Genomic DNA, 22,782 nt, shown 5'->3' on the forward strand with positions numbered 1-22,782 from the left:
GCGGTGCGGAGCGTGTCAGTTGCCGTAGAGGGAGACGACGCCGGCGGTGTCGACGCTCGTCATGGACAGGTCGTCAGAGGAGCCGTTGCACTGCGGGTAGTGCATGATCGACGAGGAGTCGTACGGCGTCAGCGGACGCCAGTTGTTGTCCTCGAAGCAGGTGCCGGCCTCCGGGCGGGTGTGCTCGTGGCGGAAGCCGAGAACGTGGCCGAGCTCATGTCCGAGGACATTCGTCGGGGTCCAGGATGACCCGGGGGTCCAGATCGAGTCGTCGATGAGCACGTTCTGCAGACGCGGTGCCGTGCTCGGGAAGAACGCCCTGGCGATGTACTGCGTCGTCTGCACCGGCTCGACCGAGAACAGGACGGCGTTGTTACGCGTCGTGCAGTTGGCGTCGGCGCTGCTGTCGTAGATGAAGTCCACCTTCGACGACGCGGCCTCCCAGAGTGCGGCGCCGCTCTCCATCGCGTTGACCACGTCGGCGTGACGAGCACCGAAAGCGGTGCTGACGCAGTACGTGAGGTTGCCCACCTGGGTGTTCGACCACTTGTCGTCGATGTTGTTGACCGTGTTCACGATCAGGCCGTTGGTCACGGGGTCGGCGCCGAGGAGCTGCTCGTAGAACGATCGCAGCTCGCCCTGGTTGGAGATCACCTCGTCTCCGTTGACGACGTAGGCGCCGTCGACGTCTCGGTAGGTCGACGCCTCGAACTCCTGGAAGGTGGGGATGTCGTCGGCGTCGGGCGTGGAGTTGGCGGCAGCGGGGATGACCGTGCCGAGGCAGAGCGCAGCAGCCGCGGTAGCGGCGAACGCCAGTTTTCTCGTGAGTCGCAAAGTAGTGGTCCTTTTCGATCTGAACGATTCCGCGCACCCCCTCGGTACGCGGCCTCCGGGTGGACAGGGGAGCAGCTCTGCGTCCCGATCCGCCGAAGTCCGCTCACGGTAAGCACCGCTTTCACGGGATGGCAAGACATTTCCCGGCACGTTCACAGATTTATGCACTCAGGTCAGAAATACCGAACACTGTTCTGGTCGAAGGTGCTGCCAGGAGCCGCGAGAGGTCAGGGGTCAGGCATGACCCATGCGGGCGAAGGCGCCGAGCACGCTCCGTTCGGATGCCGTGAGGTATCGCTCCAGCTCTTCCGCGGCCGCCTCGGGACCCCTCTCGAGGAGGGTTGTGAGCACCGCACGGTTCCGACGGACGAATGGCTCATGCAGGGACCGCGGCTCGTCGATCTCGAGGAAGACGAGCCGCAGTTCGGCGGCGACGTCGCGGTAGGTGCGGGCCAGGCGCGCGCTGTCGGCGAGGGCCACGATCGCATCATGGAAGGCCATGTTGGCGCTGCCGATGCGCCGCCAGTCCTCGTGCGGCAGCTGCTCCTCGGCCTCGGCGAGGGCGTCGTGCATGAGCTGTACGGCGGGGTGCTCCGGCTCCGACTGGCGCAGGGCCGTGCATTCGATCACGCGGCGGGCGCGGTAGATGTCGATCACGTCGGCGATGGTGGGGGAGGCCACCGAGACGCCACGGTGCGGGATGTGCTCGACGAGGCCCTGCTCCGCGAGGACGCGGAACGCTTCGCGAAGGGTGTTGCGCGAGACGTCGAACTGCTCGGCGAGGGCAGACTCCGAAAGGCGGGACCCCGGCGCGAAGTCGCCGTCGATGATGCGCTGACGGAGCACGTCGGCGAGCGGACCCTGCTGGTTCATGCCTTCATCGTAGGCGTCGGTTCACGGGGGTCGTCGCCGATCGGGTGCCGGAAATCACACGACGGCAACCGTTCTGTAGCGCGGCCGTAACATGATTGTTGAACAATCGGGTTCTATCCGTTCTACACTGGGGGTCACCCGACACCCACCAACGACGATGGGAATCCCCCTCCATGTCTGAGCAGACCACTGCCTCCCTCTCGCCGGAAGACGAAGCCCGCCTCTCCTCCGTGAAGAAGCGCGCCGGGCGCAGCGCCGTCATCGGCGCGATCTTCCTCATGGCCACCAGTGCCATCGGTCCCGGCTTCATCACGCAGACCGCCACGTTCACGGCGACGATGGGCGCGGCGTTCGCGTTCGCGATCCTCGTCTCGATCCTCGTCGACATCGCGGTGCAGCTGAACATCTGGCGCATGATCACCTCTTCCGGAAAGCGCGCGGGTGAACTCGCCAACAGCGCCATCCCGTTCTCCGGGCATCTGATCGCGGTGCTCGTCGTGATCGGCGGGTTGGCCTTCAACATCGGGAACATCGCCGGTGGAGGTCTCGGCCTGAACGCGCTGCTCGGCATCGACGCGAAGCTCGGCGGGATCATCACCGCAGTCCTCGCGATCATCATCTTCCTCGTGAAGAAGGCCGGCTCCGTGATGGACGTCGTGCTCGTGGTGCTCGGCATCGGCATGATCGTCATGACCGTGGTCGTGGCCGTGATCGCGCAGCCGCCGATCGGCGAGGCGCTGCGTCAGACCTTCGTGCCCGATGAGCTCAACTTCGCCACCATCACCACGATCGTCGGCGGAACCGTCGGCGGATACATCACCTACTCCGGCGCCCACCGCTACCTCGACTCGGGTCACACGGGTCCGGAGCACGCCGGCCCCGTGATGCGCGCGGCGACCAACGGCATCCTCGTGACGGGCATCATGCGCTACGTGCTGTTCCTCGCGATCCTCGGCGTCGTGGCCTCCGGCGTCACCCTCGACCTCTCTGGTCAGGGTGCGAACCCGGCCGGTCAGGCGTTCGGCGCGGTGCTCGGCGACGCAGGCCTGCGCATCTTCGGTGCGATCTTCTGGGCCGCGGCGATCAGCTCGGTCATCGGCGCCGCGTACACCTCTGCGACCTTCCTCTCCACGTTCACGAAGAAGCTCAAGGGCGGATGGCCGCTGCAGCTCGCGACCGTCGCGTTCATCGTCGTGTCTCTGGCGGTGTACCTGTCGATCGGCACGGCCCCGGCGGCGATCCTCGTCTTCGTCGGCGGCTTCAACGGCCTGATCCTGCCGATCGGACTCACGGTGTTCATGTACATCGGCTGGTTCCGGCGCGATCTGCTCGGCTCGAAGAAGTACCCGATGTGGCTGCTCGTCGCCGGTACGCTCGTGACGCTGCTCACCTGGTACATGGGGATCGTGTCGATCGGTCCCATCTTCGCCTTCCTCGGAATCGGAGCGTGATCGCATGACGTCGATCGACCTGAACTCGGACCTCGGCGAGAACGTCGCCGACCGGATCGTCAGCGACGACGAGAGCATGCTGCGGCTGGTCACGAGCGCGAACGTGTCGTGCGGCTTCCACGCCGGGAGCCCGGAGGGCATCCGAGAGACGCTCGCGGCCGCGGTGCAGGGCGGCGTCGTGATCGGTGCGCACCCCGGCTACCGTGACTACGAGAACTTCGGACGGACGAAGGTCGACATCGACTCGGCCGCGCTGCAGGCGCACGTCGAGTACCAGCTCGGTGCGCTCATGGGTCTGGCCTCGGCGGTCGGCGGCAGGGTGTCGTACGTCAAGCCTCACGGCGCGCTGTACAACACGATCGCGCGTGACGAACGGCAGGCGAAGGATGTCGTCGCGGCCATCAGGGCGATCGACCCGAAGCTCGTGCTGCTGGGGCTCTCCGGTGGTGTCGTGCTCGACGTCGCCCAGCGTGCAGGACTCGAGGTCGCGGCCGAGGCCTTCGCCGATCGCGCCTATCAGCCGGACGGCCAGCTCGTCTCCCGCGCCGAGGAGGGGGCCGTGCTGCACGACCCCGCCGAAGTCGCCGAGCGCATGGTGCGCCTCGCCGCCGACGGCGTGATCCGCGCGATCGACGGCACCGATGTACCCGTGGTCGCGCAGTCGATCTGCGTGCACGGCGACAGTCCCGGCTCGGTGGCCATGGCGGCGGAGACCAGACGGATGCTGCAGGATGCGGGCATCACGATCGCCCCGTTCGCGGGAGCCTGACGTGTCCGTCCTCGCCTCCGCCGCTCAGCTCGCCGATGCTCGCAGAGCTCGGGCCGCCATCCGTGCCGGGCATGCCGAGCCGACCAGTGGCGTCGCGGTCGGGCTGACGCAGGCGAACCTGATCGCGGTGCCGGCCGACTGGGCTTTCGAGACGCTGCTGTTCGCCCAGCGCAACCCGAAGCCGTGCCCCGTGCTGGAGGTCATCGAGCAGGGTCAGGTGGAGTCTCGGCTCGCGCCCGGCAGCGACATCCGCACCGACATCGGCCGGTATCGCGTCTGGCGCGACGGCGAGCTGGCGGAGGAGGTCGGCGACGCGAGAGCGGCCTGGGCCGAGCACCCTGATCTGGTCGCCTTCCTCATCGGATGCAGCTTCACCTTCGAATCCGGGCTCGTGCAGGCCGGCATCCCGATCCGGCATCAGGAGCTCGGACGCAACGTGCCGATGTACCGCACCGATGCGGCGTGCGCTCCCGCGGGACGACTGCGCGGCGAGATGGTCGTGTCGATGCGCCCCATCCCCGCGTCCCGGGTGGCGGACGCGGTGCAGATCTCCGGGCGGACTCCCGCTGTGCACGGTGCTCCCGTCCACATCGGCGACCCGGCCTCGCTCGGCATCGACGACCTGGCGCATCCGGACTTCGGTGACGCCCCCGAGGTGCGCGACGGCGAGGTCCCGGTGTTCTGGGCGTGCGGTGTCACTCCGCAGGCGGCGATCATGGCCTCGAAGCCGCCGTTCGCCATCACGCACGCTCCGGGCTACATGTTCATCACCGATGTCCCCGATGCGGAGTATCTCGTCTGATGCGCATCCTCACCGCATCCGATCACGCCCTGCTCGTCGAGGCGGCCGACCTCGACGAGGCGATGCGCCTGAACCTCGCCTGGGACGGACTGCCCGGAGTCCTCGAGCGCATCCCCGGCGCCAGGACCGTCCTGGTGCGTTTCGACCCCGTCCGCATCTCCGCGGATGATCTGAGCACCGTGCTGGAGGCGACGGAGGTCGATGCGGCGCACCTCCCGGCGACCGGCGATGCCGTCATCCCCGTGCGGTACGACGGTGAAGACCTCGACGAGGCGGCGTCGCTGCTGGGCGTGTCGGCGGAAGAGCTCGTCAACAGGCATCTCGCTGCCGATTGGCGGGTCGCGTTCTCCGGGTTCGCCCCCGGCTTCGGATACGTGGTGAGCAGCGATCCGCTGTTCGACGTGCCGCGCCGATCGTCGCCGCGTACGCGCGTGCCCGCCGGCTCGGTCGCGCTCGCCGGACAGTTCACCGGGGTGTACCCCCGCGAGAGCCCGGGCGGATGGCAGCTGATCGGTCGCACGGATGCCGTGATGTGGGACATCGACCGCACGCCGCCTGCGCTGCTGGCGCCCGGCGCGACCGTGCGCTTCGAGCCCGTGCGGGAAACCGCTCGGCTGGCAGAAGGTCATCCAGGCCGAAACGGAGATGACCCGGCGCGGCCTGGGCGCGTCGCGGCGCAACACGCGGCGTCGGCTGCGGACGGTCTGGGTTTCGGCACTGATGCCGCGGTCGAGGTGGTCCGCCCGTCGCTGCAGCTGCTGGTGCAGGATGCCGGTCGCCCCGGCTATGCGGCGCTCGGGGTCTCGGCATCGGGGGTGGCCGACCGTCGGGCGATGCGCGATGCCAACCGGGCTGTGGGCAACGCGACCGATGCCGCGGTGCTTGAGAGCGTCGGGGGAACGGTCCTGCGGTTCCGGGGTGCCGGTGTCGCGGCGGTCACCGGTGCTCTCGGTGCGCTCACCCTGCAGGACGCCGAGGGGCGCGAGCGCTCTGTCGCACACGGTGAACCCTTCGCCACGGTCGACGGCGATCACCTCACTCTCGGGCACCCCGAACGCGGACTGCGCTACGTCGTCGCCGTCCGTGGGGGCCTGGACGCGGCGCCGGCGCTGGGAAGTCGCGCGGCGGACACGCTCGCCGGTCTCGGCCCGGAAAGGCTCGGAGCCGGTGCCGTCATCCGGGTCGGCGATGCCGGCGTGCATCCCGTCGAGCCCGATGCCCTTCCGCGCGATCTGCCGGCCCCCGGCGAACTCATCGAGCTCGAGATCACGCTCGGTCCGCGCGACGACTGGTTCACGCCGTCGGCACTCGCCACCCTCACCGACCAGGAGTGGACGGTCACGCCACGGTCCGATCGCGTCGGCATCCGCCTGCACGGTGAGGTGCCTCTGGAACGTGCGCGCGTGGGCGAACTCGCCAGCGAGGGTGCCGTCACCGGTGCGATCCAGGTGCCGCCCGACGGACAGCCGGTCCTGTTCCTCCCCGACCATCCGCTCACCGGGGGATACCCCATCATCGGTGCGCTCACGGATCGCAGCCTCGACCTCGCGGGTCAGCTGGCTCCAGGAGTGCGTCTTCGTCTCACCGTCAAGGAGCCCTCATGACCACGGCGTCACCCACGCAGAAGGTGCTGATCGCGAATCGCGGAGAGATCGCGGTTCGTGTGATCCGTGCCTGCGCTGAAGCCGGATACACCTCGGTCGCGGTCTATGCGGATCAGGATGCCGATGCCCTGCACGTGCGCCTGGCCGACGAGGCCGTGGGGCTGGGCGGCTCCACGGCGGCCGAGACGTACCTGTCCGTCGACGCGCTGCTCGCGGCCGCGCGGCAGTCAGGGGCGACTGCCGTGCACCCCGGATACGGATTCCTGTCGGAGAGCGCGGGCTTCGCCCGTGCCGTGGAGGATGCGGGGCTGGTCTGGATCGGACCGACCCCCGAGAGCATCGACGCGCTCGGCGACAAGATGACGGCCCGCCGCATCGCCCAGCAGGTCGGCGCACCGCTCGCCGCCGGCACCGACGAGCCTCTGGCAGGGCCCGCGGAGGCGGTGGCGTTCGCCGAGGAACATGGCCTCCCGATCGCGATCAAGGCCGCGTTCGGCGGCGGCGGACGCGGGCTCAAGGTGGTGCGTGAGCTTTCCGAGGTCGCGGAGGCCTTCGACGCGGCCACTCGCGAGGCGGTCGCGGCTTTCGGCCGAGGAGAGTGCTTCGTGGAGCGCTTCCTCGAGAGCCCGCGCCACATCGAGGTGCAGGTGCTCGGCGACGGACTCGGCGGTGTCGTGGTGGTCGGCGACCGCGACTGCTCGATGCAGCGCCGCAATCAGAAGCTGATCGAGGAGGCGCCTGCTCCCGGGCTCTCCGTCGAGCAGCGCGCGCGGTTCCACGACGCGGCACGGTCGATCTGCGCTGAGGTGAACTACCGCGGGGCCGGCACCGTGGAGTTCCTGCTCGCGGCCGACGGCACCATCTCGTTCCTCGAGGTGAACACCCGGCTCCAAGTGGAGCATCCGGTCACCGAAGAGGTCACCGGAACCGACCTCGTGTGCGAGCAGTTCCGCATCGCCTTCGGGGAGGGACCGTCGTTCGTCGAGACGCCCACACCCGTCGGGCATGCCTTCGAGTTCCGCATCAATGCCGAAGACCCCGGGCGCGGATTCCTGCCGAGCCCCGGTCGTGTCGAGAGGCTGCGGATCCCCGGCGGACCCGGTGTGCGGTGGGACAGCGGCATCGAGGAGGGCGACGTCGTGCAATCGGCCTTCGACTCGATGATCGCCAAGCTGATCGTGCATGCCGACTCCCGCGATGCCGCCATCGTGCGCGCGCGGCGGGCGCTGCGGGAGCTCACGGTCGATGGACCGGCCACCGTCATCCCGTTCGACGTGATGGCGCTCGACGAGCAGGCGTTCGCCACGGCGACCTTCGCGGTGCACACCCAGTGGATCGAGAAGGCGCTGCTGCCGAAGCTCGAGACTCAGTCGCGACCTGCAGCGGTGCCGGACGACGTGCTGCAGCGCTTCCCGGTCGAGATCGACGGTCGACGTGTGATGCTCGGGATCCCCGCCGGATTGTTGTCGGGCCTCGGTCGTCCCGTCGACCCTGCGGCCGCAGCACCCACGACCGATCCGAGTGAGCTGCGCTCGCCGGTTCCCGGCACTCTCGTGCGGTGGCTCGTCGACGACGGCGCCGAGGTCACGGAGGGCGAACCCGTCGCGGTGCTCGACGCCATGAAGATGGAGACCACGGTGACCGCGCACCGGACCGGGACCCTTTCCTACCGAGCTGAGGTCGCGGAGATGGTGTCGGCGGATCAGGTTCTCGGGGCCATCGGCTGAGCGCTCCACGGCGAACGCAGAGATCCCGGATGCCTCAGGAGAGGCATCCGGGATCGTCGTCTGTGGGGCTGGCTTACTCGGGATCGCCGCCGAGCGGACCGACCGCCTCCAAGGGCTTGGGGTCGTCGGCGCCTGTCTTGCGCAGGCGGGCGATGAGGTTGCCCAGGTGATAGATCAGGATCGCAGCGACGGTGGCGATGACGATGCCGCCCAACTCGAAGCCGGATGCCTCGTCCTTGATCATGAAGCCTCCGACGGCCATGATCAGCGCGACAGCTGCCGTGTACTGGTTGACCGGGCGCGAGAAGTCGACCCGGTTGTCGACCCAGATCTTGATGCCGATGACGCCGATCAGGCCGTAGAGCGCCGTGGTCACGCCGCCGAGCACTCCCGCGGGCACCGAGTTGATGACCTCGCCGAACTTGGGGGAGAGGCTGAGGAGGATCGCGGCCGCGCCGGCCACCCAGTACGCGGCGGTCGAGTAGACGCGGGTGGATGCCATCACGCCGATGTTCTCGCCGTAGGTCGTCGTGCCCGAACCGCCGAAGAATCCCGCGAGCGTGGTGGAGACGCCGTCTGCGATCAGGGCCTTGCCGGTCTGCTGGTTCACGGTCGTGTCACCCGTCATGGTCGCGACGCCGCGCACGTGTCCGACGTTCTCGGCGATCAGGACCAGGACCACGGGAAGGAACATCGCGAGCGCAGTGAGGGTGCCGGGCTCGGTGAAGTTCGGGAAGTGGAAGGTGGGAAGTCCCACCCAGTCGGCCTTCTCGACGGCCGAGAAGTCGAGTTCTCCCCGGAACGCCGCGAAGATGTACCCCGCGATGACGCCGAGGAAGATCGAGATGCGGCCGAGGAAGCCGCGGAAGACGACGGCGAAGAGGATGGTGATGGCGAGCGTGAAAGTCGCCGTCACGGGCGCTGCCGCGTAGTTGTTGTGCGCGGCACCGGCGAGGTTGAACCCGATGAGGGCGACGATCGTGCCGGCGAGGACCGGCGGCAGGAAGCGGTCGACCCACTTCACCCCGACCGTGTGCACCACGACCCCGATGATCGCCAGCAGTATGCCGACCGCGACGATCCCGGCCAGGGCCGTGCCCATGTTCGCGGAGGCGGTGGCGGCGGTCACGGGCGCGATGAAGGCGAACGACGAACCGAGGTAGCTGGGCAGCTTGTTGCGTGTGACCAGCAGGAACAGGATCGTTCCCACACCGCTGAAGAGAAGCGTGGTGGCGACCGGGAACCCGGTGATGATCGGCACCAGGAACGTGGCCCCGAACATCGCCACGACATGCTGGAGTCCGATCGCGATCGTCGCGGGCCAGTTCAGGCGCTCGTCGGGACGGACGACGGCACCGGGCTCGACCGTGCGGCCGTTTCCGTGCAGCTTCCACAGGGCCATGCGGGCTCCTCAGGTTCGGGGGATGGCAGGAGTGCCGGAGCAACACTACCGATTCCTGAGTTTTCACTGAACGTCTTCTACCATGGTAGACGGCGAGGTAGAATGGTAGACATGAGTCTGAACATCAAGAACGAGACGACGCATGAGCTGGTGCGCCGGCTCGCGGCGCTCACCGGGCAGAGTCAGACCAGTGCGGTGGAAGATGCCGTTCGGCGGCGCCTCGCCGAGTTGGAGGAGCAACGCTCGGGCGAAGAAGAGGAGCGCCGTCGCCGTATCCGTGCGGTGATCCGCCGGGCGCAGCAGATTCCCTCCACCGGACGCACGACCGAGGAGATCATGGACGAGCTCTACGACGAGACGGGTATGCCGCGTTGATCGTCGATTCCTCGGCCCTCGTGGCTGTCTTGATGGCTGAGCCCGAAGCTGCCGAGATGAGCGAACTGTTGGAGGAGGGCCCCTTCTCACTGTCCGCGGCCACGCTCACGGAGTGCATGATCGTGCTCCGCGGCAAGGGAGGCGAGGCGAAGGTGCTCGCGCTGGACGAGCTTCTGGAAGCGACGGGTGCGACCGTCGTTCCGCTCGACGAGGCCCAGGCGCGTCTGGCGGCCAGGGCGTACGTCAGATTCGGACGCGGTTCCGGGAGCGCGGCTCGGCTGAACTATGGCGACTGCTTCTCTTATGCGCTCGCGATCAGTCGCGACGAGCCTCTGCTCTTCAAGGGTGACGACTTCATCCACACAGACGTGCGCCGGGTGGAGCTGAGCTGAGTCGTCAGGCCTGAAGCGTCAGGCGCCGAGGCGCTCGATCAGCTCGCGGTAGCGGTCGGCGGTGCGCTCGACCACGTCGTCCGGGAGCAGGGGTGGCTCGCCCTCCTGGTCCCAGTTGGCGGCGAGCCAGTCGCGCACGATCTGCTTGTCGAAGCTCGCCATCCGCGCGCTCGGTGTCGTGCCGGTGCGCCAGGCCTCGGCATCCCAGTAGCGGGACGAATCGCTCGTGAGCACCTCGTCGGCCAGGCGCAGCGTGCCGTCGGCGTCCGTGCCGAACTCGAACTTGGTGTCGGCGAGGATCAGACCCTTCTCCTCGGCGATGGTGGCCGCAGCCGTGTAGATGGCAAGGGAGGTGTCGCGCAGGTCGGCCGCGCGCTCGGGGCCGACGAGCTCGACCGCGCGCTCGAACGTGATGTTCTCATCGTGTTCGCCCATCGGGGCCTTGTAGGCCGGAGTGAAGAGAGGTTCGGGCAGTCGGTCGCCGTTCTGCAGGCCGGCCGGCAGCGGGATGCCGCACACCGTCCCGCTCTCCCGATACTCCGCCCATCCGGAACCGGTGATGTAACCGCGTACGACGCACTCGATCGGCAGTATCTCGAGCGACTGGGCGAGCATCGCGCGATCCGCCACGGCCTCTGGCAGCTCGCCCTCGGCGATGTGGTTGGGGAAGTCGGAGAGCTGCGCGAACCACCAGCGGCTCAGTCGCGTCAGCAGGGCGCCCTTGTCGGTGATACCGGGGGAGAGGACGAAGTCGAAGGCGCTCACCCGGTCGGAGGCGACGACGAGGATGCGCGTATCCGCCGGATCCTCGGAGGCGTACAGGTCGCGGACCTTGCCCGAGTAGATGTGCCGCCAGCCGGGAATGCTCTGTGCCGTGCCTTCTGAAGGTGTGCTCACCCGCCCATTATCCCGGTTCCCTCGCGATGCTCTCGCCCGCACTCCTTCGCGACCCATGCTCCGCGCCGACACCCATCCCCGCACACGCCGGGGGGCGTGGGTCTCGACGGAGAGCATGGGTCTCGACGGAGAGCATGGGTCTCGGTGAGAAGTTCGACCCCGTCTGTTCAAGGGGCGGAAACAGGCGTATAGTCCACATGGACTATTTGAGGTGGGACATGAAGAAGGATGCGGTCGACCGGCTCACTCCCATGGGGGTGATGGTGCTCGCGCTGCTGCGCGAAGGCGACATGCACCCCTATGAGATGGTGCGTCTCATGCGGGCGCGCCATGATGATCGCCTGCTCTCGATCACCAACGGGACGCTGTACCACACGGTGTCCCGGCTGCACCGCGCCGGCCTGATCGACGAACTCGGCATCGACCGCGAGGGAAATCGGCCCGAGCGGACGACCTACTCCTTGACGGAGACCGGACGTGAGGCCGTCGTGAGGTGGGTGCAGCGTGAGCTGCCCCGCGTCGATCACCCGGCCGACTTCCGCATCGCGCTCGCCGAGGCGCACAACCTCGAGCGCCCGGAGGTCATGGACCTCCTGCGCGCGAGGCGCGTCGCGCTCGTCGAGGATCACGCTCGCCACCGCGACGGGCTCGGCAACGCGAGGGAGAAGCACGTGCCCGAGCAGGTGCTGGTCGAGATCGAGCGTCAGGAAGCTCTGCTGGCGGCCGAGCTCCGCTGGCTCGACTCCCTCCTCGATCGTCTCGAAGCCCGTGTCCTGCCGTGGGGTCCCACGGCATTCCAGAACTCAGACCGCTACCGCGCTCAGCGAAAGGCTGCACAGCAATGACAGATATCCCTCGCGACGGAGACCGCCCGCCGGTCTCCGCGCCCTCCACCTCCGGTCCGTCGACCGGTACCTACTCGGTCGGGCACAAGCCCGCGAGCCCCTGGCCCGCCCTCTGGGCGCTGGTCATCGGCTTCTTCATGATCCTGGTCGACACCACGATCGTCTCGGTCGCGAACCCGGCGATCAAGGCCGCCCTCGACCCCGACACGAACAACCTCGACAACGTCGTGTGGGTCACGAGCGCCTACCTGCTCGCGTATGCGGTGCCGCTGTTGATCACCGGGCGCCTGGGTGACCGCTTCGGCCCGAAGAACATCTACCTCATCGGCCTTGCGGTGTTCACCCTCGCCTCGCTGTGGTGCGGGCTGTCCGATTCGCTCGAGATGCTCATCGCCGCACGTGCCGTGCAGGGTCTCGGCGCCGCGTTCATGACCCCGCAGACCATGGCCGTGATCACCCGCACCTTCCCGCCCGAACGTCGAGGCGCGGCGATGGGCCTGTGGGGTGCGACCGCCGGTGTCGCCACGCTCGTCGGTCCGCTCGTGGGTGGTCTGCTCGTGGACGGCTTCGGCTGGGAGTGGATCTTCTTCGTGAACATCCCGGTCGGCATCGTCGCCTTCGTGCTCGCTTGGCGCCTGGTCCCGAAGCTGGCCACGCACCCGCACCGCTTCGACATCGTGGGTGTGGTGCTCAGCGCCGTGGCGCTGTTCCTCATCGTGTTCGGACTGCAGGAAGGCGAGAAATTCGACTGGGGCGTGATCTGGGGCCCGATCTCGGTGTGGAGTCTGATCATCGCCGGACTCGTCGTGCTCGGGTTGTTCATCTTCCAGCAGGCGAAGACACGCAGTGAACCTCTTGTTCCGCTCGAACTGTTCCGCGACCGCAACTTCTCCGGAGCGAACGTGGCCATCGCCGCCGTGGGCTTCACGGTGACGAGCATGTCGCTGCCGATGATGTTCTTCCTGCAGACCGCGCGGGGGCTCACCCCGACGGAGGCGGCGCTGCTCCTCATCCCGATGGCGGTGCTGTCGGGAGTGCTCGCTCCGGTCGCGGGCAAGATCCTCGACCGCGTGGACCCGCGCATCATCCTCATCCCCGGGCTGCTCTGCGTCGCCGCCGCGTTGATCTGGTACTCCGCTCTGATCAACATGGACACCCCGATCTGGATGTTCCTGCTGCCCTCGGCGCTGATGGGTATCGGCAACGCCGGCATGTGGGGTCCGCTCGCCACCACCGCGACGCGCAAGCTGCCCCCGCGCCAGGCGGGTGCAGGTGCCGGCATCTACAACACCACCAGGACCATCGGATCGGTGATCGGGTCGGCCTCCATCGCCGCGTTCATGCAGTCCCGTCTCGAAGCGAACCTTCCGGGGCTCGCTGACGCACCGGCGGGCATCTCCACCGGGGGTGCACTGCCGCCGCAGGTGGCGGACGGGTTCGCTGCGGGGATGTCGCAGGCGATCCTGCTGCCGGCGTGCGTCATGGCGGTCGCGCTCATCGCCTCGCTGTTCCTCGGTCGGTACGACAAGACGGAGGCGGCAGCGCCCGCATCCGCGCGCACCGAGTAGTCGAACCAGGGGAGGGGCCGTGTCCGTCGGTTTGCGGACGCGGCCCCTTTCTGGTGTCATCGGGCGATGACGATCGCACTCTCTCGACCGAACATCGACCTCTTCGACTCCTGGGCCGCCGCAGTGGCCGAGTTCGAGGGTGGACACGTCGACGGGGGCGGTCTCGAGAAGGGCTTCGTGCCGGACCGGGCCGCTTTCGAGGCGTTCGTCGAGCGTGCAGAGCTCTACGCCACACCTGGCGCGGTGCTCCCGGAGGGGCACGTGCCCTGCGACTACTACTGGATCACCGAGGGCGATCAGGTGGTCGGCTTCCTCTCCTTCCGCCGAGAGCTCAACGACTACCTGCGCCGTTTCGGCGGCCACATCGGTTATTCGGTGATCCCTTCCCGTCGCCGCGAAGGGATCGTCCGCGAGGCGATGCGGCAGGTGCTCCGCCAGGCGAAGGAGGAGGGCTACGGACGGGTCATGCTCACCTGTGACGACGACAACGTCGGGTCCATCCGCACCATCGAGGGAGCCGGTGGCGAGCTCGAAGACGTGATCGAGGCACCGCAGGCGGGGCAGCCGCTCGTCCGCCGGTATTGGATCGACGTTTCGGGCACCCGACTCGCCGCGAGCTAGGGTAGTTCCTCGGCGGTCGTCCGGTCGCTGCTGTCGACCCGAGGAGCACACGTCGTGATCCGAAATCCATCCACCGCGGCTGGCCGTCTGCGCCGATCGGTGCGCACCGCCGGCGCAGCCGCACTCGTCGCCTTCGTCGGCGTCGGGGCGCTCCTCGCCGGTTCCGCCCCCGCCGCCGCAGCGAATGACGGCGACAAGTACGTCATCGGCACCGACACGACGTTCGCGCCGTTCGAGTTCACGAATGCCGACGGCGACCTCGTCGGCATCGACATGGACCTGCTCCGAGCGATCGCGAAGGACCAGGGTTTCGAGGTCGAGATCCGCCAGCTCGGATTCGACGCCGCCGTCCAGGCGCTGCAGTCGAACCAGGTCGATGCGGTCATGGCCGGCATGTCGATCACCGAGGAGCGGCAGAAGACGTTCGACTTCAGCGAGCCCTACTTCACCAGCGGCATCCAGCTCGGCGTGCTCGAGTCGAGCGACATCACGTCGCTCGACGACCTCGACGGCAAGGCCGTCGCGGTCAAGACCGGTACGCAGGGGCAGACCTTCGCCGACGAGAACAAGGACGAGTACGGGTTCAAGGTCACCCCCTACCAGGACACGACCGACATGGTCGACGCGGTGAAGGCCGGCCAGGCGGTCGGCTACTTCGAGGACTTCCCGGTGCTGGCCTACGGCATCCAGCAGGGCTCCGGCTTCCGCCTCGTGGGTGAGCCCGAGCTCGGCGGCGAGTACGGATTCGCGGTCAACAAGGGGCAGAAGCCCGAGCTGATCGAGATGTTCAACGCCGGGCTCGCGAACCTGAAGGCTTCAGGGGAGTACGACAAGATCGTCGACACCTACCTGTCGGGTGGCGAGGAGTCCACCCAGCCGACCGACATCTTCTCCGTCGCGGTGAAGTACTGGCCGGCTCTCATGGAGGGCCTGTGGCTCACGATCCTCGCGACGATCGTCGCCATCGTGGCCGCGTTCATCCTGGGGCTCATCTTCGGCTTCGGACGGGTCTCGAAGTTCGCGCCGTTCCGCTGGGTCGCGACCGCCTACGTGTACGTCTTCCGCGGCACTCCGATCCTCATCCAGGCGTTCTTCGTGTTCTTCGCGATCCCGCAGCTGTTCCCCGGCCTCACCTTCAACCCGTTCGTCGCCGGAGCGATCACGCTCTCGCTGAACACGGGTGCCTACATGACCGAGATCATCCGCGGTGGCATCCAGGCGGTCGACCCCGGCCAGAACGAGGCCTCGCGTTCGCTGGGTCTGAGCCACTGGAAGACCATGCAGAAGGTCGTGCTCCCGCAGGCGTTCCGCATCATGGTGCCCTCGTTCGTCAACCAGGGCATCATCACCCTCAAGGACACGTCGCTGATCAGCGTCATCGGCCTCGCCGAGCTGACGTTCGTCTCCCGCCAGATCATCGCCTCGACGTACCTGTCGGCGCAGGTGCTGACGATCGTCGCCATCATCTACTTCGTCGTGATCACGCTGCTGACGCTGCTCGCGAACCGCCTGGAGAGGACGTTCAACGCATGAGCAAGATCCTGGTGCAGGACCTGCACAAGTCGTTCGGTGACAACGAGGTGCTCAAGGGCATCGATCTGGCCGTGGAGGATGGCGAGGTCGTCGCGGTCATCGGCCCGTCCGGCTCGGGGAAGTCCACGCTGCTGCGTTGCCTCAACAAGCTCGAGGAGCCCACGTCGGGGCACGTCATCATCGATGGCGTCGACCTGACGGACAAGAGCGTGAAGCTCGATGAGGTGCGCCAGCGCATCGGCATGGTGTTCCAGCACTTCAACCTCTTCCCGCACATGACCGTGCTCGAGAACATCACTCTCGCCCCGGTCGAGTGCGGCAAGCTGACCAAGGCCGAGGCGAAGGAGCGGGCGCTCTCGCTCCTCGAGCGTGTCGGCCTGTCGGAGAAGGCGGGCGCGAAGCCGGCATCCCTCTCCGGCGGTCAGAAGCAGCGCGTGGCGATCGCCCGTGCGCTGGCGATGGACCCCGAGATCATGCTGTTCGACGAGGCGACGAGCGCGCTCGACCCGGAGATGGTCGGCGAGGTGCTCCAGGTCATCCGCGACCTCGCCTCCGGCGGCATGACCATGGTGCTGGTGACGCACGAGATGGGCTTCGCGCGTGAGGTCTCCGGCCGCACGGTCTTCATGGACGGCGGCGTCGTGGTCGAGGAGGCCCCGCCCGCCGAGCTGTTCGGTGCCCCCAAGAACGAGCGTCTGAAGGACTTCCTCTCCAAGGTGCTCTGACGCCCTTCCTCGTCACCAATCGCGCAAATGGTTGCATTCCGCCCCGGGATGCAACCATTTGCGCGATTCGAACGAGGGTCAGGGTGCGGGATGCCTGCGGATGGTCGCGCTGACCAGGGCGGCGACCGCGCAGAGACCCGCGGCGGCGAACCACGCGACCGTGTACTGGCCGGTGTGGTCGCGCACGACACCGGCGAGGATCGAGGCGATACCGGCGCCGATCTGGTGCGCTGCGAACACCCAGCCGAACACGAGCGGACCCTTGTCGCCGAAGACCTCGCGGCAGAGCGCGATCGTCGGCGGCACTGTGGCGACCCAGTCGAGCCCGTAGATCACGATGAAGACGATGATGCTCGGCTGCACCTCCGCCGAGAGCAGGCTCGGCAGGAAGAGCAGGCTCACCCCGCGCAGCGCGTAGTAGGCGGCGAGCAGGATGCGCGGGTTCACCCGGTCGGTCAACCAGCCGGAGAACACGGTGCCGACGATGTCGAAGACGCCGACGACGGCCAGCAGCCCGGCTGCGGTCGTCGTCGCCATCCCGTGATCATGCGCGCTGGGGATGAAATGCGTGCCGATGAGTCCGTTGGTGGTCGCTCCGCAGATCGCGAAGCCGATCGCCAGCGCCCAGAAGGTCTTGGTGCGCGCGGCTTCTCTCAGCGTCGAGAGGGCGAGCTTCGCTGCGCCCCAGGCAGAGCCGCGACGGACGGGTGCAGGGGAGGGCGCGAGTGAGGTCTCGCCGTAGCGGGCGACGCCGAGGTCGCTCGGCCTGTTGCGCAGGAAGATCCAGACCAGGGGCACGACGGCGAGAGCTCCGCCCGCGATGATGAGTGACGCTCCGCGCCATCCGACGTCTTCGGCCGCGGCCGCGATCACGGGGAGGAAGATGAGCTGACCTGTCGCGCTGCCTGCGGTCAGAACGCCCGAGACGAGTCCGCGCCGGGTGGCGAACCAGGTGTCGGTGATGGTCGCCGCGAACACGAGCGCCATCGACCCCGTGCCGAGTCCGATCAGCACGCCCCAGGTCAGGATGAGCTGGCCGGGGGTCGCCACGAACATGCTCAGCGCTGAGCCCGCCCCGATCACGAAGAGAGCGACGACCGTGACCGCGCGGATCCCGAACCGCTGCATGAGGGCTGCTGCGAACGGGGCGATGAGTCCGTAGAGCAGCAGATTGATGGAGACGGCGAGCGACAACTCCGCCGTGGTCCATCCGAACTCCTCCTCGAGTGGCACCATGAGCACGCCGGGAGCTGCGCGGAAACCGGCGGCGCCGATCAGGGCGATGAGAGCCACGAGGGCCACGGTCCACGCGGGGTGGAATCGACGCTGCCGAGTGCCGAGGGGTTCCTCGATCGGCCCGTCGAGCGATTCGGCGGTCACGCCGCGCGTCCGGTGAGGAGGGCGAACGGCTCCTCGCCCATGCTGCGTCGCGCCCAGCGGGTGCTGTCGACGTCGAGGGGTGCCGCGCACGTGACGCACCAATCGACCGAATCCGAGATCTCGCCGCATCGACCGCAGCTCACCGTAAGACCCCAGGGGCCGTCCGGGTCGGTGACGCGGGAGAACCGGGCGTAGGCGTGCAGGATCGGGAGTGTCTGATGCCCCGCGGCCGTCACGCGGTAACCGCTGCGCGCATCGGCGGGGTCTTCGCGCTCGACGAGTCCTGCCTCGCTCATCGCCGTGAGTCGCCGGGACAGTACGGAGTCGGCCGCGCCGGTGGCTTCGCGCAGGTGGTCGAACCGAGTGCGTCCGGAGAAGAGCTCACGCAGGATGAGCAGCACCCAGGGGTCGGCGAGGATGTCGGCGGAGCGCGCGATGGGGCAGGTCGCAGACGACCAGTCGGAGCGGAGCGGCATGCGATAACTTTCTTGAAGAAAGCTTCGAGTGTCAATCGCGTTCACGCACGTTGGCAGTCATCCGCCCCGTATTCGGCAGCTTTCATGCCCTACGCCTCGTGCGCTCACGGACTCCTCGGGCCTCGCCGACTGCCCGTGCACTCGCCGAGCGCACGGGCAGTCGGTGTGGGGAAGCCGTGCGTTCGGGAGGAGCCGTGCGCTCCGCGGCACGGCAAGCGCGACGACGCGGCGGGCGTGACGATGCGGGCGGCGCCGGTTACTCGGCGACGCGGGCGGCGATGTCGGTGCGGTAGTGGGAGCCGTCGAGGCGGATACGGGCGATCGCGTCGTAGGCGCGGTCCCGCGCGGTGCGGAAGTCGGAGGCGACAGCCACCACGTTCAGCACCCGACCGCCCGTGGCGATGAGCGATCCGCCCGGGGCATCGGGGCTCGCAGTGGCGGCGTGCACGATCCGGACGCCCTCGACGGCTGCGGCGTCGGCCAGACCCTCGATCGGGCGGCCGGTCTGCGGCGACTCGGGATATCCCTCGCTGGCCAGCACGACCGTGATCGCGACGTCGTCGCTGAACACGGGCTCCGGCTGATCCTCGAGGGTGCCGGATGCCGCGGCGAACAGCAGTTCCGACAGCGGGGTGACCAGGCGCGGAAGCACGATCTGCGTCTCGGGGTCTCCGAAGCGGGCGTTGAACTCGATCACGCGTACGCCGGCGGGGGTGAGGATCAGGCCCGCGTAGAGGAGTCCGATGAACGGGGTGCCCTCCGCGTCGAGCTGCCGCACGACGGGAAGTGCCACGTCGCGGGTGACCTCTTCGACGAAGGCCCGCTCGCTGCCGAACTGCTCGTCGAGCCACGGGAGCGGCGAGTAGGCGCCCATGCCTCCCGTGTTGGGCCCTTCGTCGCCGTCGAGCGCACGCTTGAAGTCCTGTGCGGGGCTGAGTGCGCGCACGGTGTCGCCGTCGCTCAGGAAGAACAGGGAGACCTCGGGGCCGGAGAGGAATTCCTCGATCAGCACGGGGCCTGCGGGAAGATACTGCTCGGCGTGTGCGAGGGCGTGCGCGCGGTCGGACGTGACGATGACGCCCTTGCCCGCAGCGAGTCCATCGGCCTTGACCACGTAGGGGGCGCCGAGGTCGTCGAACGCCGACTCGACATCGGCCGTGGTGGCGGCGCGGACAGCGCGGCCGGTGGGGACGCCGGCGGCATCCATCACGCGCTTCGCGAACGACTTCGAGCCCTCCAGCTGGGCGGCGGCCTTCCCCGGTCCGAACACCGGGATTCCGCGGACACGCAGTGCATCGGCGACCCCGGCGACGAGCGGGGCCTCAGGACCGACGACGACCAGATCGATCGCGTGCTCATGGGCGAAGGCGGTGACCGCTCCACCATCGAGCGGATCGACCGAGACCGGGGTGGCATCCTGAGCGATGCCGGCGTTGCCCGGCGCGACGAAGATCTCGTGCTCCGTCTGCTCTGCCCGCAGGGCGAGGATGATCGCGTGCTCACGGGCACCGGAACCGAGGACGAGAATCTTCACCCGTCCAGACTACCGAGGGTCGTGGACCGGGTTTCGGCGGTCTGTGGCGTGCGGCCCTCTGGCGACGTTCAGAGCTCTACGGGGCGCTCTACCGTGGAGTCCCACGGCACGGTCCAGCCGGCCGCGTCGAAGAGCGCGTCGAGCACCATCGCGGTGAAGCCCCAGACGATCGTGCCGTCGACATCGAACGCCGGGCCGCGGAAGGTGTGGCCCATGCGGGTGATCGTCGAGGTGAACCTGGTCTCCGGATCGAGCAACTGCGCGACAGGGACTCGGAACACCTCGACCGTCTCCGCATGATCGACCGCCACGACCCGGGACGGCGACTGCCACCACGCCAGCACGGGGGTCACGAGATGGTTGCTCGCGGCGAGCGGGATCTCGGGCAGGGTGGCCAGGATCTCGACACCGGCCGGGTCCAGTCCGGTCTCCTCTTCCGCCTCGCGCAGGGCCGTGGCGACGACGTCGGCATCTTCCGGTTCCACCCTCCCGCCGGGGAAGGAGACCTGTCCGGGGTGCGACGAGAGCGTGGGGGCGCGCCGCTGCAGCAGCACGTCGAGGTCTCGGGCGACGGCCGCAACGGTCGTGGAGGCCGGGACGCTGTCGAGCACACCGAACAGAATGAGGACAGCCGCGTCGTGGGCGCTCTGCGGGTCGGCCAGCGGGGGAATGCGCACGCCCCACGAGTGGTCGGCGACCGCCGCGAGCAGCTCGGCGCGGGCGCCCTGGGGATGCATGCTCATGCGTTCGAGCATAGGACTCGGCGTGGTGCGGTCGGTCGTAGTCTGGAGCGATGGCCAGGAAGATCGACATCGTGGACGGACGCGCGGCGCTCGACGCTGTCCGCACCGCGGAGGCCTCCGGTGCGAAGCCGCAGCGCACCGATCTCGCCACTGCCGTTCGCTACCTGCTGCAGCTGCTCGATGAGAAGGCGCCGGGCAACAGCGTCGAGGTGCGGGTGCCGCCGTTCGGCGCTGTGCAGGTCATCCAGGGGCCGCGGCACACGCGTGGCACCCCGCCGAACGTGGTCGAGATGGATGCAACGACCTGGATCGCCGTCTCCACCGGCACGGAGGCCTGGGCGGATGCCGCAGCATCCGGTCGTATCCACGCCTCCGGCACGCGCGCCGATCTGAGTGATGTCCTGCCGGTACGACCGTGATCGGGCCACTCGGCCCGAGACGCACGGAGCCGCCCCGCGACCACCAGGATCGGGAGCGGCTCTGCGCGTAGCGGGAGCTCGCGGTCAGACGAGCTGCGAGCGGAACGCCTTCGCGGCGCCCATGAGCTCTTCCACCCGTGCGCGGTCGGCACGGTTCTCGAACTTGCCGTCCTGCTTGAAGTAGGTGCCGACGACCGCGCCGTCGGCCACCGCCAGCTGGTCGGCGACGTTGGAGGCCCGCACGCCGGTGTTGACGAACACCGGCACATCTCCGGCGTTCTCCTTCACGATGGCCAAGGACTGCGTGTCGGTGGGGGCGCCGGCGGTGAGTCCGGAGACGCAGAGGGCATCGGGGTTGGTCGCGAACACCGTGGAGCGAGCGATCGCGCCGAGGTCGCGCTCGGCGAGGTAGGCGGCAGACTCCGGCACGATGTTGAAGAGCAGCTTCACGTTCGCCGCACCGATGCGGTGCCGATGACGGGCCACCTCGCCGACGTTCGTGTTCCACAGCCCGAAGTCGCTGGCGTAGACGCCCGTGAAGATCTCGCGGACGAACGCGGCGTCGGTGGCGGTGGCGAGGTCGATGGAGGCACGGCCGTCCCACAGCACGTTCACGCCGAACGGCACGGCGAGCTCGCCCTGCAGTTCGCCGATGATGCGGGCCATAGTGATCGCGGTGATCGGCTCGGTCTTCGTCAGGTACGGGAGGCTGAACTCGTTCGAGATGAGCACGGCATCCACTCCACCGCTCTGCAGCGCGTCGAGTTCGCCCTTGGCGCGGTTCACGATCGCGGCCACTCCGGCAGCGGTGTCGTAGCCGGGGTCGCCGGGGAGCGGGGCCAGGTGCAGCATCGCCACGATCGGCTTCTGCGTGCCGAACACCTCGGGGAGCCAGTTGGGCATGTCTTTCCTCGTTTCTTCGGAATGGATCACAAGCACTGTGAAAGATTCACGATGAGCAAAGCACAAGTTACTCATTCACACAAGCGGGTCGCCTAAGGTGGGATCTGCCACACGAGGAGGTAGGGATGGAAGCCCACGAGCGCCGCGCGCTGATCGAACAGCGGGTCCTCTCTGACGGCGAGGCCGAGTTCAAGGCCCTCGCCCTGGAGTTCGACGTCTCCGAGATGACCATCAGGCGCGACCTGGAACTCCTCGAGGAGCGCGGCAGCGTACGTCGGGTGACGGGTGGTGTGATCGCAGCCCACGGGACCGCCGTGGAGCCGGGATTCAACTCCCGGGCGCTGATGGGGGCGCGCGAGAAGATCAACATCGCCGCAGCGGCCGTCGCTCACCTCGACCACGGCGAGACCGTCGTGCTCGACAGCGGCAGCACCGCCCTCGCGGTGGCCCGCGCGATCGTCGGCAAGGGCCTCGGGCTCACCGTCGTCACGCCCAGCATCCTCGTCGCCCTCGAGCTCCACGACGAGCCCAACACCACGATCCTCGTCACGGGTGGGCGTGTGCGCCCCGGCGAGCTCAGCCTGGTCGGGGCCGAGTCGATCGAGGCGTTCAAGCGCTACAACTGCGACGTGTACGTGATGGGCGTCTCGGGTGTCGACGGCAAGCGCGGCCTCTCGGACTACAGCAATGAAGAGGGTGCGGTGAAGCGCGCGGCGATCGATGCGTGCGACCGGGTCATCGTCGTCGCCGACGCATCGAAACTCGGTCGGGTGCACCTGACGAATGTCGCAGGTCCAGGCGAGATCGATCTGCTGGTGACCGACGGCGCGGTGGATCATCCCGCGCTTGTCGGCCTGCGGGCTGCCGGCGTGCAGATCGAGGCCGTCGCCGCGCTCTAGCCGCGTCGCT

The 22,782-nt window shown here is 68.3% G+C and carries 23 protein-coding genes; 14 read left to right on the forward strand and 9 right to left on the reverse strand.

The features are described 5' to 3' along the window. Positions 1-15: 15 nt before the first annotated feature. Complete coding sequence (locus FFS56_RS06480) at positions 16-834, reverse strand: matrixin family metalloprotease (protein WP_046746826.1); 819 nt, start codon at positions 832-834, stop codon at positions 16-18. A gap of 234 nt (positions 835-1,068) precedes the next feature. Further along, the gene (locus FFS56_RS06485) at positions 1,069-1,707 is read right to left on the reverse strand and encodes a GntR family transcriptional regulator (RefSeq protein ID WP_046746827.1); all 639 of its coding nucleotides are present in this window, start codon (positions 1,705-1,707) and stop codon (positions 1,069-1,071) included. Positions 1,708-1,880: 173 nt separating this feature from the next. Between FFS56_RS06485 and FFS56_RS06490 the strand changes: the two genes are divergently transcribed. Genes FFS56_RS06490 through FFS56_RS06510 form a run of 5 tightly spaced genes read left to right on the forward strand, consistent with a single transcriptional unit; the run spans position 1,881 to position 8,060 of the window. Beyond that, complete coding sequence (locus FFS56_RS06490; protein ID WP_127011686.1) at positions 1,881-3,158, forward strand: NRAMP family divalent metal transporter; 1,278 nt, start codon at positions 1,881-1,883, stop codon at positions 3,156-3,158. 4 nt (positions 3,159-3,162) lie between these two features. Next, positions 3,163-3,927 (forward strand): 5-oxoprolinase subunit PxpA, encoded by a 765-nt coding sequence (locus FFS56_RS06495; protein WP_058631618.1) that lies wholly within the window; start codon positions 3,163-3,165, stop codon positions 3,925-3,927. Between the two features lies 1 nt (position 3,928). Then, positions 3,929-4,729 (forward strand): putative hydro-lyase, encoded by an 801-nt coding sequence (locus tag FFS56_RS06500; protein WP_046746830.1) that lies wholly within the window; start codon positions 3,929-3,931, stop codon positions 4,727-4,729. Next, on the forward strand, positions 4,729-6,333 hold the full coding sequence (locus tag FFS56_RS06505; RefSeq protein WP_046746831.1) for an urea amidolyase family protein: 1,605 nt from the start codon (positions 4,729-4,731) through the stop codon (positions 6,331-6,333). The genes FFS56_RS06500 and FFS56_RS06505 overlap by 1 nt, the downstream gene beginning before the upstream one ends. Continuing rightward, positions 6,330-8,060, forward strand: coding sequence for a biotin carboxylase N-terminal domain-containing protein (locus FFS56_RS06510; protein ID WP_127011687.1), 1,731 nt, complete (start codon positions 6,330-6,332; stop codon positions 8,058-8,060). The genes FFS56_RS06505 and FFS56_RS06510 overlap by 4 nt, the downstream gene beginning before the upstream one ends. A 73-nt stretch (positions 8,061-8,133) precedes the next feature. Here the strand turns inward: FFS56_RS06510 and FFS56_RS06515 are convergent, their stop codons facing one another. Beyond that, complete coding sequence (locus tag FFS56_RS06515; protein WP_046746833.1) at positions 8,134-9,462, reverse strand: solute carrier family 23 protein; 1,329 nt, start codon at positions 9,460-9,462, stop codon at positions 8,134-8,136. Between the two features lie 111 nt (positions 9,463-9,573). Between FFS56_RS06515 and FFS56_RS20475 the strand changes: the two genes are divergently transcribed. Further along, positions 9,574-9,837: a type II toxin-antitoxin system VapB family antitoxin gene (locus FFS56_RS20475; RefSeq protein WP_045262550.1), complete on the forward strand. Its 264-nt coding sequence runs from the start codon at positions 9,574-9,576 to the stop codon at positions 9,835-9,837. Next, complete coding sequence (locus FFS56_RS06525) at positions 9,834-10,229, forward strand: type II toxin-antitoxin system VapC family toxin (RefSeq protein WP_046746834.1); 396 nt, start codon at positions 9,834-9,836, stop codon at positions 10,227-10,229. The genes FFS56_RS20475 and FFS56_RS06525 overlap by 4 nt, the downstream gene beginning before the upstream one ends. Positions 10,230-10,247: 18 nt before the next feature. Here the strand turns inward: FFS56_RS06525 and FFS56_RS06530 are convergent, their stop codons facing one another. Further along, positions 10,248-11,126, reverse strand: coding sequence for a phosphoribosylaminoimidazolesuccinocarboxamide synthase (locus FFS56_RS06530; RefSeq protein WP_127011689.1), 879 nt, complete (start codon positions 11,124-11,126; stop codon positions 10,248-10,250). 218 nt (positions 11,127-11,344) lie between these two features. On the opposite strand from FFS56_RS06530, the gene FFS56_RS06535 reads away from it, so the two are divergent. The 5 genes from FFS56_RS06535 to FFS56_RS06555 all read left to right on the forward strand — a co-directional run bounded on the left by FFS56_RS06535 (position 11,345) and on the right by FFS56_RS06555 (position 16,418). Continuing rightward, positions 11,345-11,971, forward strand: coding sequence for a PadR family transcriptional regulator (locus FFS56_RS06535; protein WP_127011690.1), 627 nt, complete (start codon positions 11,345-11,347; stop codon positions 11,969-11,971). After that, the gene (locus FFS56_RS06540) at positions 11,968-13,539 is read left to right on the forward strand and encodes an MFS transporter (protein WP_127011691.1); all 1,572 of its coding nucleotides are present in this window, start codon (positions 11,968-11,970) and stop codon (positions 13,537-13,539) included. Before FFS56_RS06535 ends, FFS56_RS06540 begins: the two co-directional genes overlap by 4 nt. A gap of 66 nt (positions 13,540-13,605) precedes the next feature. Further along, positions 13,606-14,160 (forward strand): GNAT family N-acetyltransferase, encoded by a 555-nt coding sequence (locus tag FFS56_RS06545; RefSeq protein WP_127011692.1) that lies wholly within the window; start codon positions 13,606-13,608, stop codon positions 14,158-14,160. A gap of 54 nt (positions 14,161-14,214) precedes the next feature. Next, positions 14,215-15,693 carry an amino acid ABC transporter substrate-binding protein/permease gene (locus FFS56_RS06550; protein WP_127011693.1) on the forward strand — a complete coding sequence of 493 codons (1,479 nt, stop codon included), beginning with the start codon at positions 14,215-14,217 and terminating at the stop codon, positions 15,691-15,693. Further along, entirely contained in the window at positions 15,690-16,418 is a 729-nt protein-coding gene (locus FFS56_RS06555; protein WP_058631627.1) for an amino acid ABC transporter ATP-binding protein, read from the forward strand. The genes FFS56_RS06550 and FFS56_RS06555 overlap by 4 nt, the downstream gene beginning before the upstream one ends. A gap of 78 nt (positions 16,419-16,496) precedes the next feature. Here the strand turns inward: FFS56_RS06555 and FFS56_RS06560 are convergent, their stop codons facing one another. The 4 genes from FFS56_RS06560 to FFS56_RS06575 all read right to left on the reverse strand — a co-directional run bounded on the left by FFS56_RS06560 (position 16,497) and on the right by FFS56_RS06575 (position 20,551). Then, the gene (locus tag FFS56_RS06560; protein ID WP_208644310.1) at positions 16,497-17,798 is read right to left on the reverse strand and encodes an MFS transporter; all 1,302 of its coding nucleotides are present in this window, start codon (positions 17,796-17,798) and stop codon (positions 16,497-16,499) included. Then, positions 17,795-18,274, reverse strand: coding sequence for a helix-turn-helix domain-containing protein (locus tag FFS56_RS06565; protein ID WP_127011695.1), 480 nt, complete (start codon positions 18,272-18,274; stop codon positions 17,795-17,797). Before FFS56_RS06565 ends, FFS56_RS06560 begins: the two co-directional genes overlap by 4 nt. Positions 18,275-18,530: 256 nt before the next feature. After that, a complete protein-coding gene (purD, locus tag FFS56_RS06570) occupies positions 18,531-19,808 on the reverse strand; it encodes a phosphoribosylamine--glycine ligase (protein WP_046746842.1) in 1,278 nt (425 codons plus the stop codon). 68 nt (positions 19,809-19,876) lie between these two features. Beyond that, a complete protein-coding gene (locus tag FFS56_RS06575) occupies positions 19,877-20,551 on the reverse strand; it encodes a CoA pyrophosphatase (protein WP_127011696.1) in 675 nt (224 codons plus the stop codon). Between the two features lie 50 nt (positions 20,552-20,601). Here FFS56_RS06575 and FFS56_RS06580 point away from each other — a divergent pair, with 50 nt between their 5' ends. Continuing rightward, positions 20,602-20,970, forward strand: coding sequence for a sterol carrier family protein (locus FFS56_RS06580; RefSeq protein WP_046746844.1), 369 nt, complete (start codon positions 20,602-20,604; stop codon positions 20,968-20,970). An 84-nt stretch (positions 20,971-21,054) separates the two neighbouring features. Here FFS56_RS06580 and FFS56_RS06585 read toward each other — a convergent pair whose 3' ends face one another. Continuing rightward, positions 21,055-21,873 (reverse strand): BtpA/SgcQ family protein, encoded by an 819-nt coding sequence (locus tag FFS56_RS06585; protein ID WP_046746845.1) that lies wholly within the window; start codon positions 21,871-21,873, stop codon positions 21,055-21,057. Between the two features lie 125 nt (positions 21,874-21,998). On the opposite strand from FFS56_RS06585, the gene FFS56_RS06590 reads away from it, so the two are divergent. Then, positions 21,999-22,772, forward strand: coding sequence for a DeoR/GlpR family DNA-binding transcription regulator (locus tag FFS56_RS06590; RefSeq protein ID WP_046746846.1), 774 nt, complete (start codon positions 21,999-22,001; stop codon positions 22,770-22,772). Positions 22,773-22,782: the final 10 nt, after the last annotated feature.

The organism is Microbacterium sp. Beta, assembly GCF_005502545.1.
GTDB lineage: Bacteria > Actinomycetota > Actinomycetes > Actinomycetales > Microbacteriaceae > Microbacterium > Microbacterium oxydans.

What these genes read in the sequence shown, in the direction of transcription:
- FFS56_RS06485 (WP_046746827.1), bottom strand. Translation starts at nt 1,707, where the DNA reads ATGAACCAGCAGGGTCCGCTCGCCGACGTGCTCCGTCAGCGCATCATC.
- FFS56_RS06490 (WP_127011686.1), top strand. Translation starts at nt 1,881, where the DNA reads ATGTCTGAGCAGACCACTGCCTCCCTCTCGCCGGAAGACGAAGCCCGC.
- FFS56_RS06495 (WP_058631618.1), top strand. Translation starts at nt 3,163, where the DNA reads ATGACGTCGATCGACCTGAACTCGGACCTCGGCGAGAACGTCGCCGAC.
- FFS56_RS06505 (WP_046746831.1), top strand. Translation starts at nt 4,729, where the DNA reads ATGCGCATCCTCACCGCATCCGATCACGCCCTGCTCGTCGAGGCGGCC.
- FFS56_RS06510 (WP_127011687.1), top strand. Translation starts at nt 6,330, where the DNA reads ATGACCACGGCGTCACCCACGCAGAAGGTGCTGATCGCGAATCGCGGA.
- FFS56_RS06515 (WP_046746833.1), bottom strand. Translation starts at nt 9,462, where the DNA reads ATGGCCCTGTGGAAGCTGCACGGAAACGGCCGCACGGTCGAGCCCGGT.
- FFS56_RS20475 (WP_045262550.1), top strand. Translation starts at nt 9,574, where the DNA reads ATGAGTCTGAACATCAAGAACGAGACGACGCATGAGCTGGTGCGCCGG.
- FFS56_RS06535 (WP_127011690.1), top strand. Translation starts at nt 11,345, where the DNA reads ATGAAGAAGGATGCGGTCGACCGGCTCACTCCCATGGGGGTGATGGTG.
- FFS56_RS06540 (WP_127011691.1), top strand. Translation starts at nt 11,968, where the DNA reads ATGACAGATATCCCTCGCGACGGAGACCGCCCGCCGGTCTCCGCGCCC.
- FFS56_RS06545 (WP_127011692.1), top strand. Translation starts at nt 13,606, where the DNA reads ATGACGATCGCACTCTCTCGACCGAACATCGACCTCTTCGACTCCTGG.
- FFS56_RS06555 (WP_058631627.1), top strand. Translation starts at nt 15,690, where the DNA reads ATGAGCAAGATCCTGGTGCAGGACCTGCACAAGTCGTTCGGTGACAAC.
- FFS56_RS06565 (WP_127011695.1), bottom strand. Translation starts at nt 18,274, where the DNA reads ATGCCGCTCCGCTCCGACTGGTCGTCTGCGACCTGCCCCATCGCGCGC.
- FFS56_RS06575 (WP_127011696.1), bottom strand. Translation starts at nt 20,551, where the DNA reads ATGAGCATGCATCCCCAGGGCGCCCGCGCCGAGCTGCTCGCGGCGGTC.
- FFS56_RS06580 (WP_046746844.1), top strand. Translation starts at nt 20,602, where the DNA reads ATGGCCAGGAAGATCGACATCGTGGACGGACGCGCGGCGCTCGACGCT.
- FFS56_RS06585 (WP_046746845.1), bottom strand. Translation starts at nt 21,873, where the DNA reads ATGCCCAACTGGCTCCCCGAGGTGTTCGGCACGCAGAAGCCGATCGTG.
- FFS56_RS06590 (WP_046746846.1), top strand. Translation starts at nt 21,999, where the DNA reads ATGGAAGCCCACGAGCGCCGCGCGCTGATCGAACAGCGGGTCCTCTCT.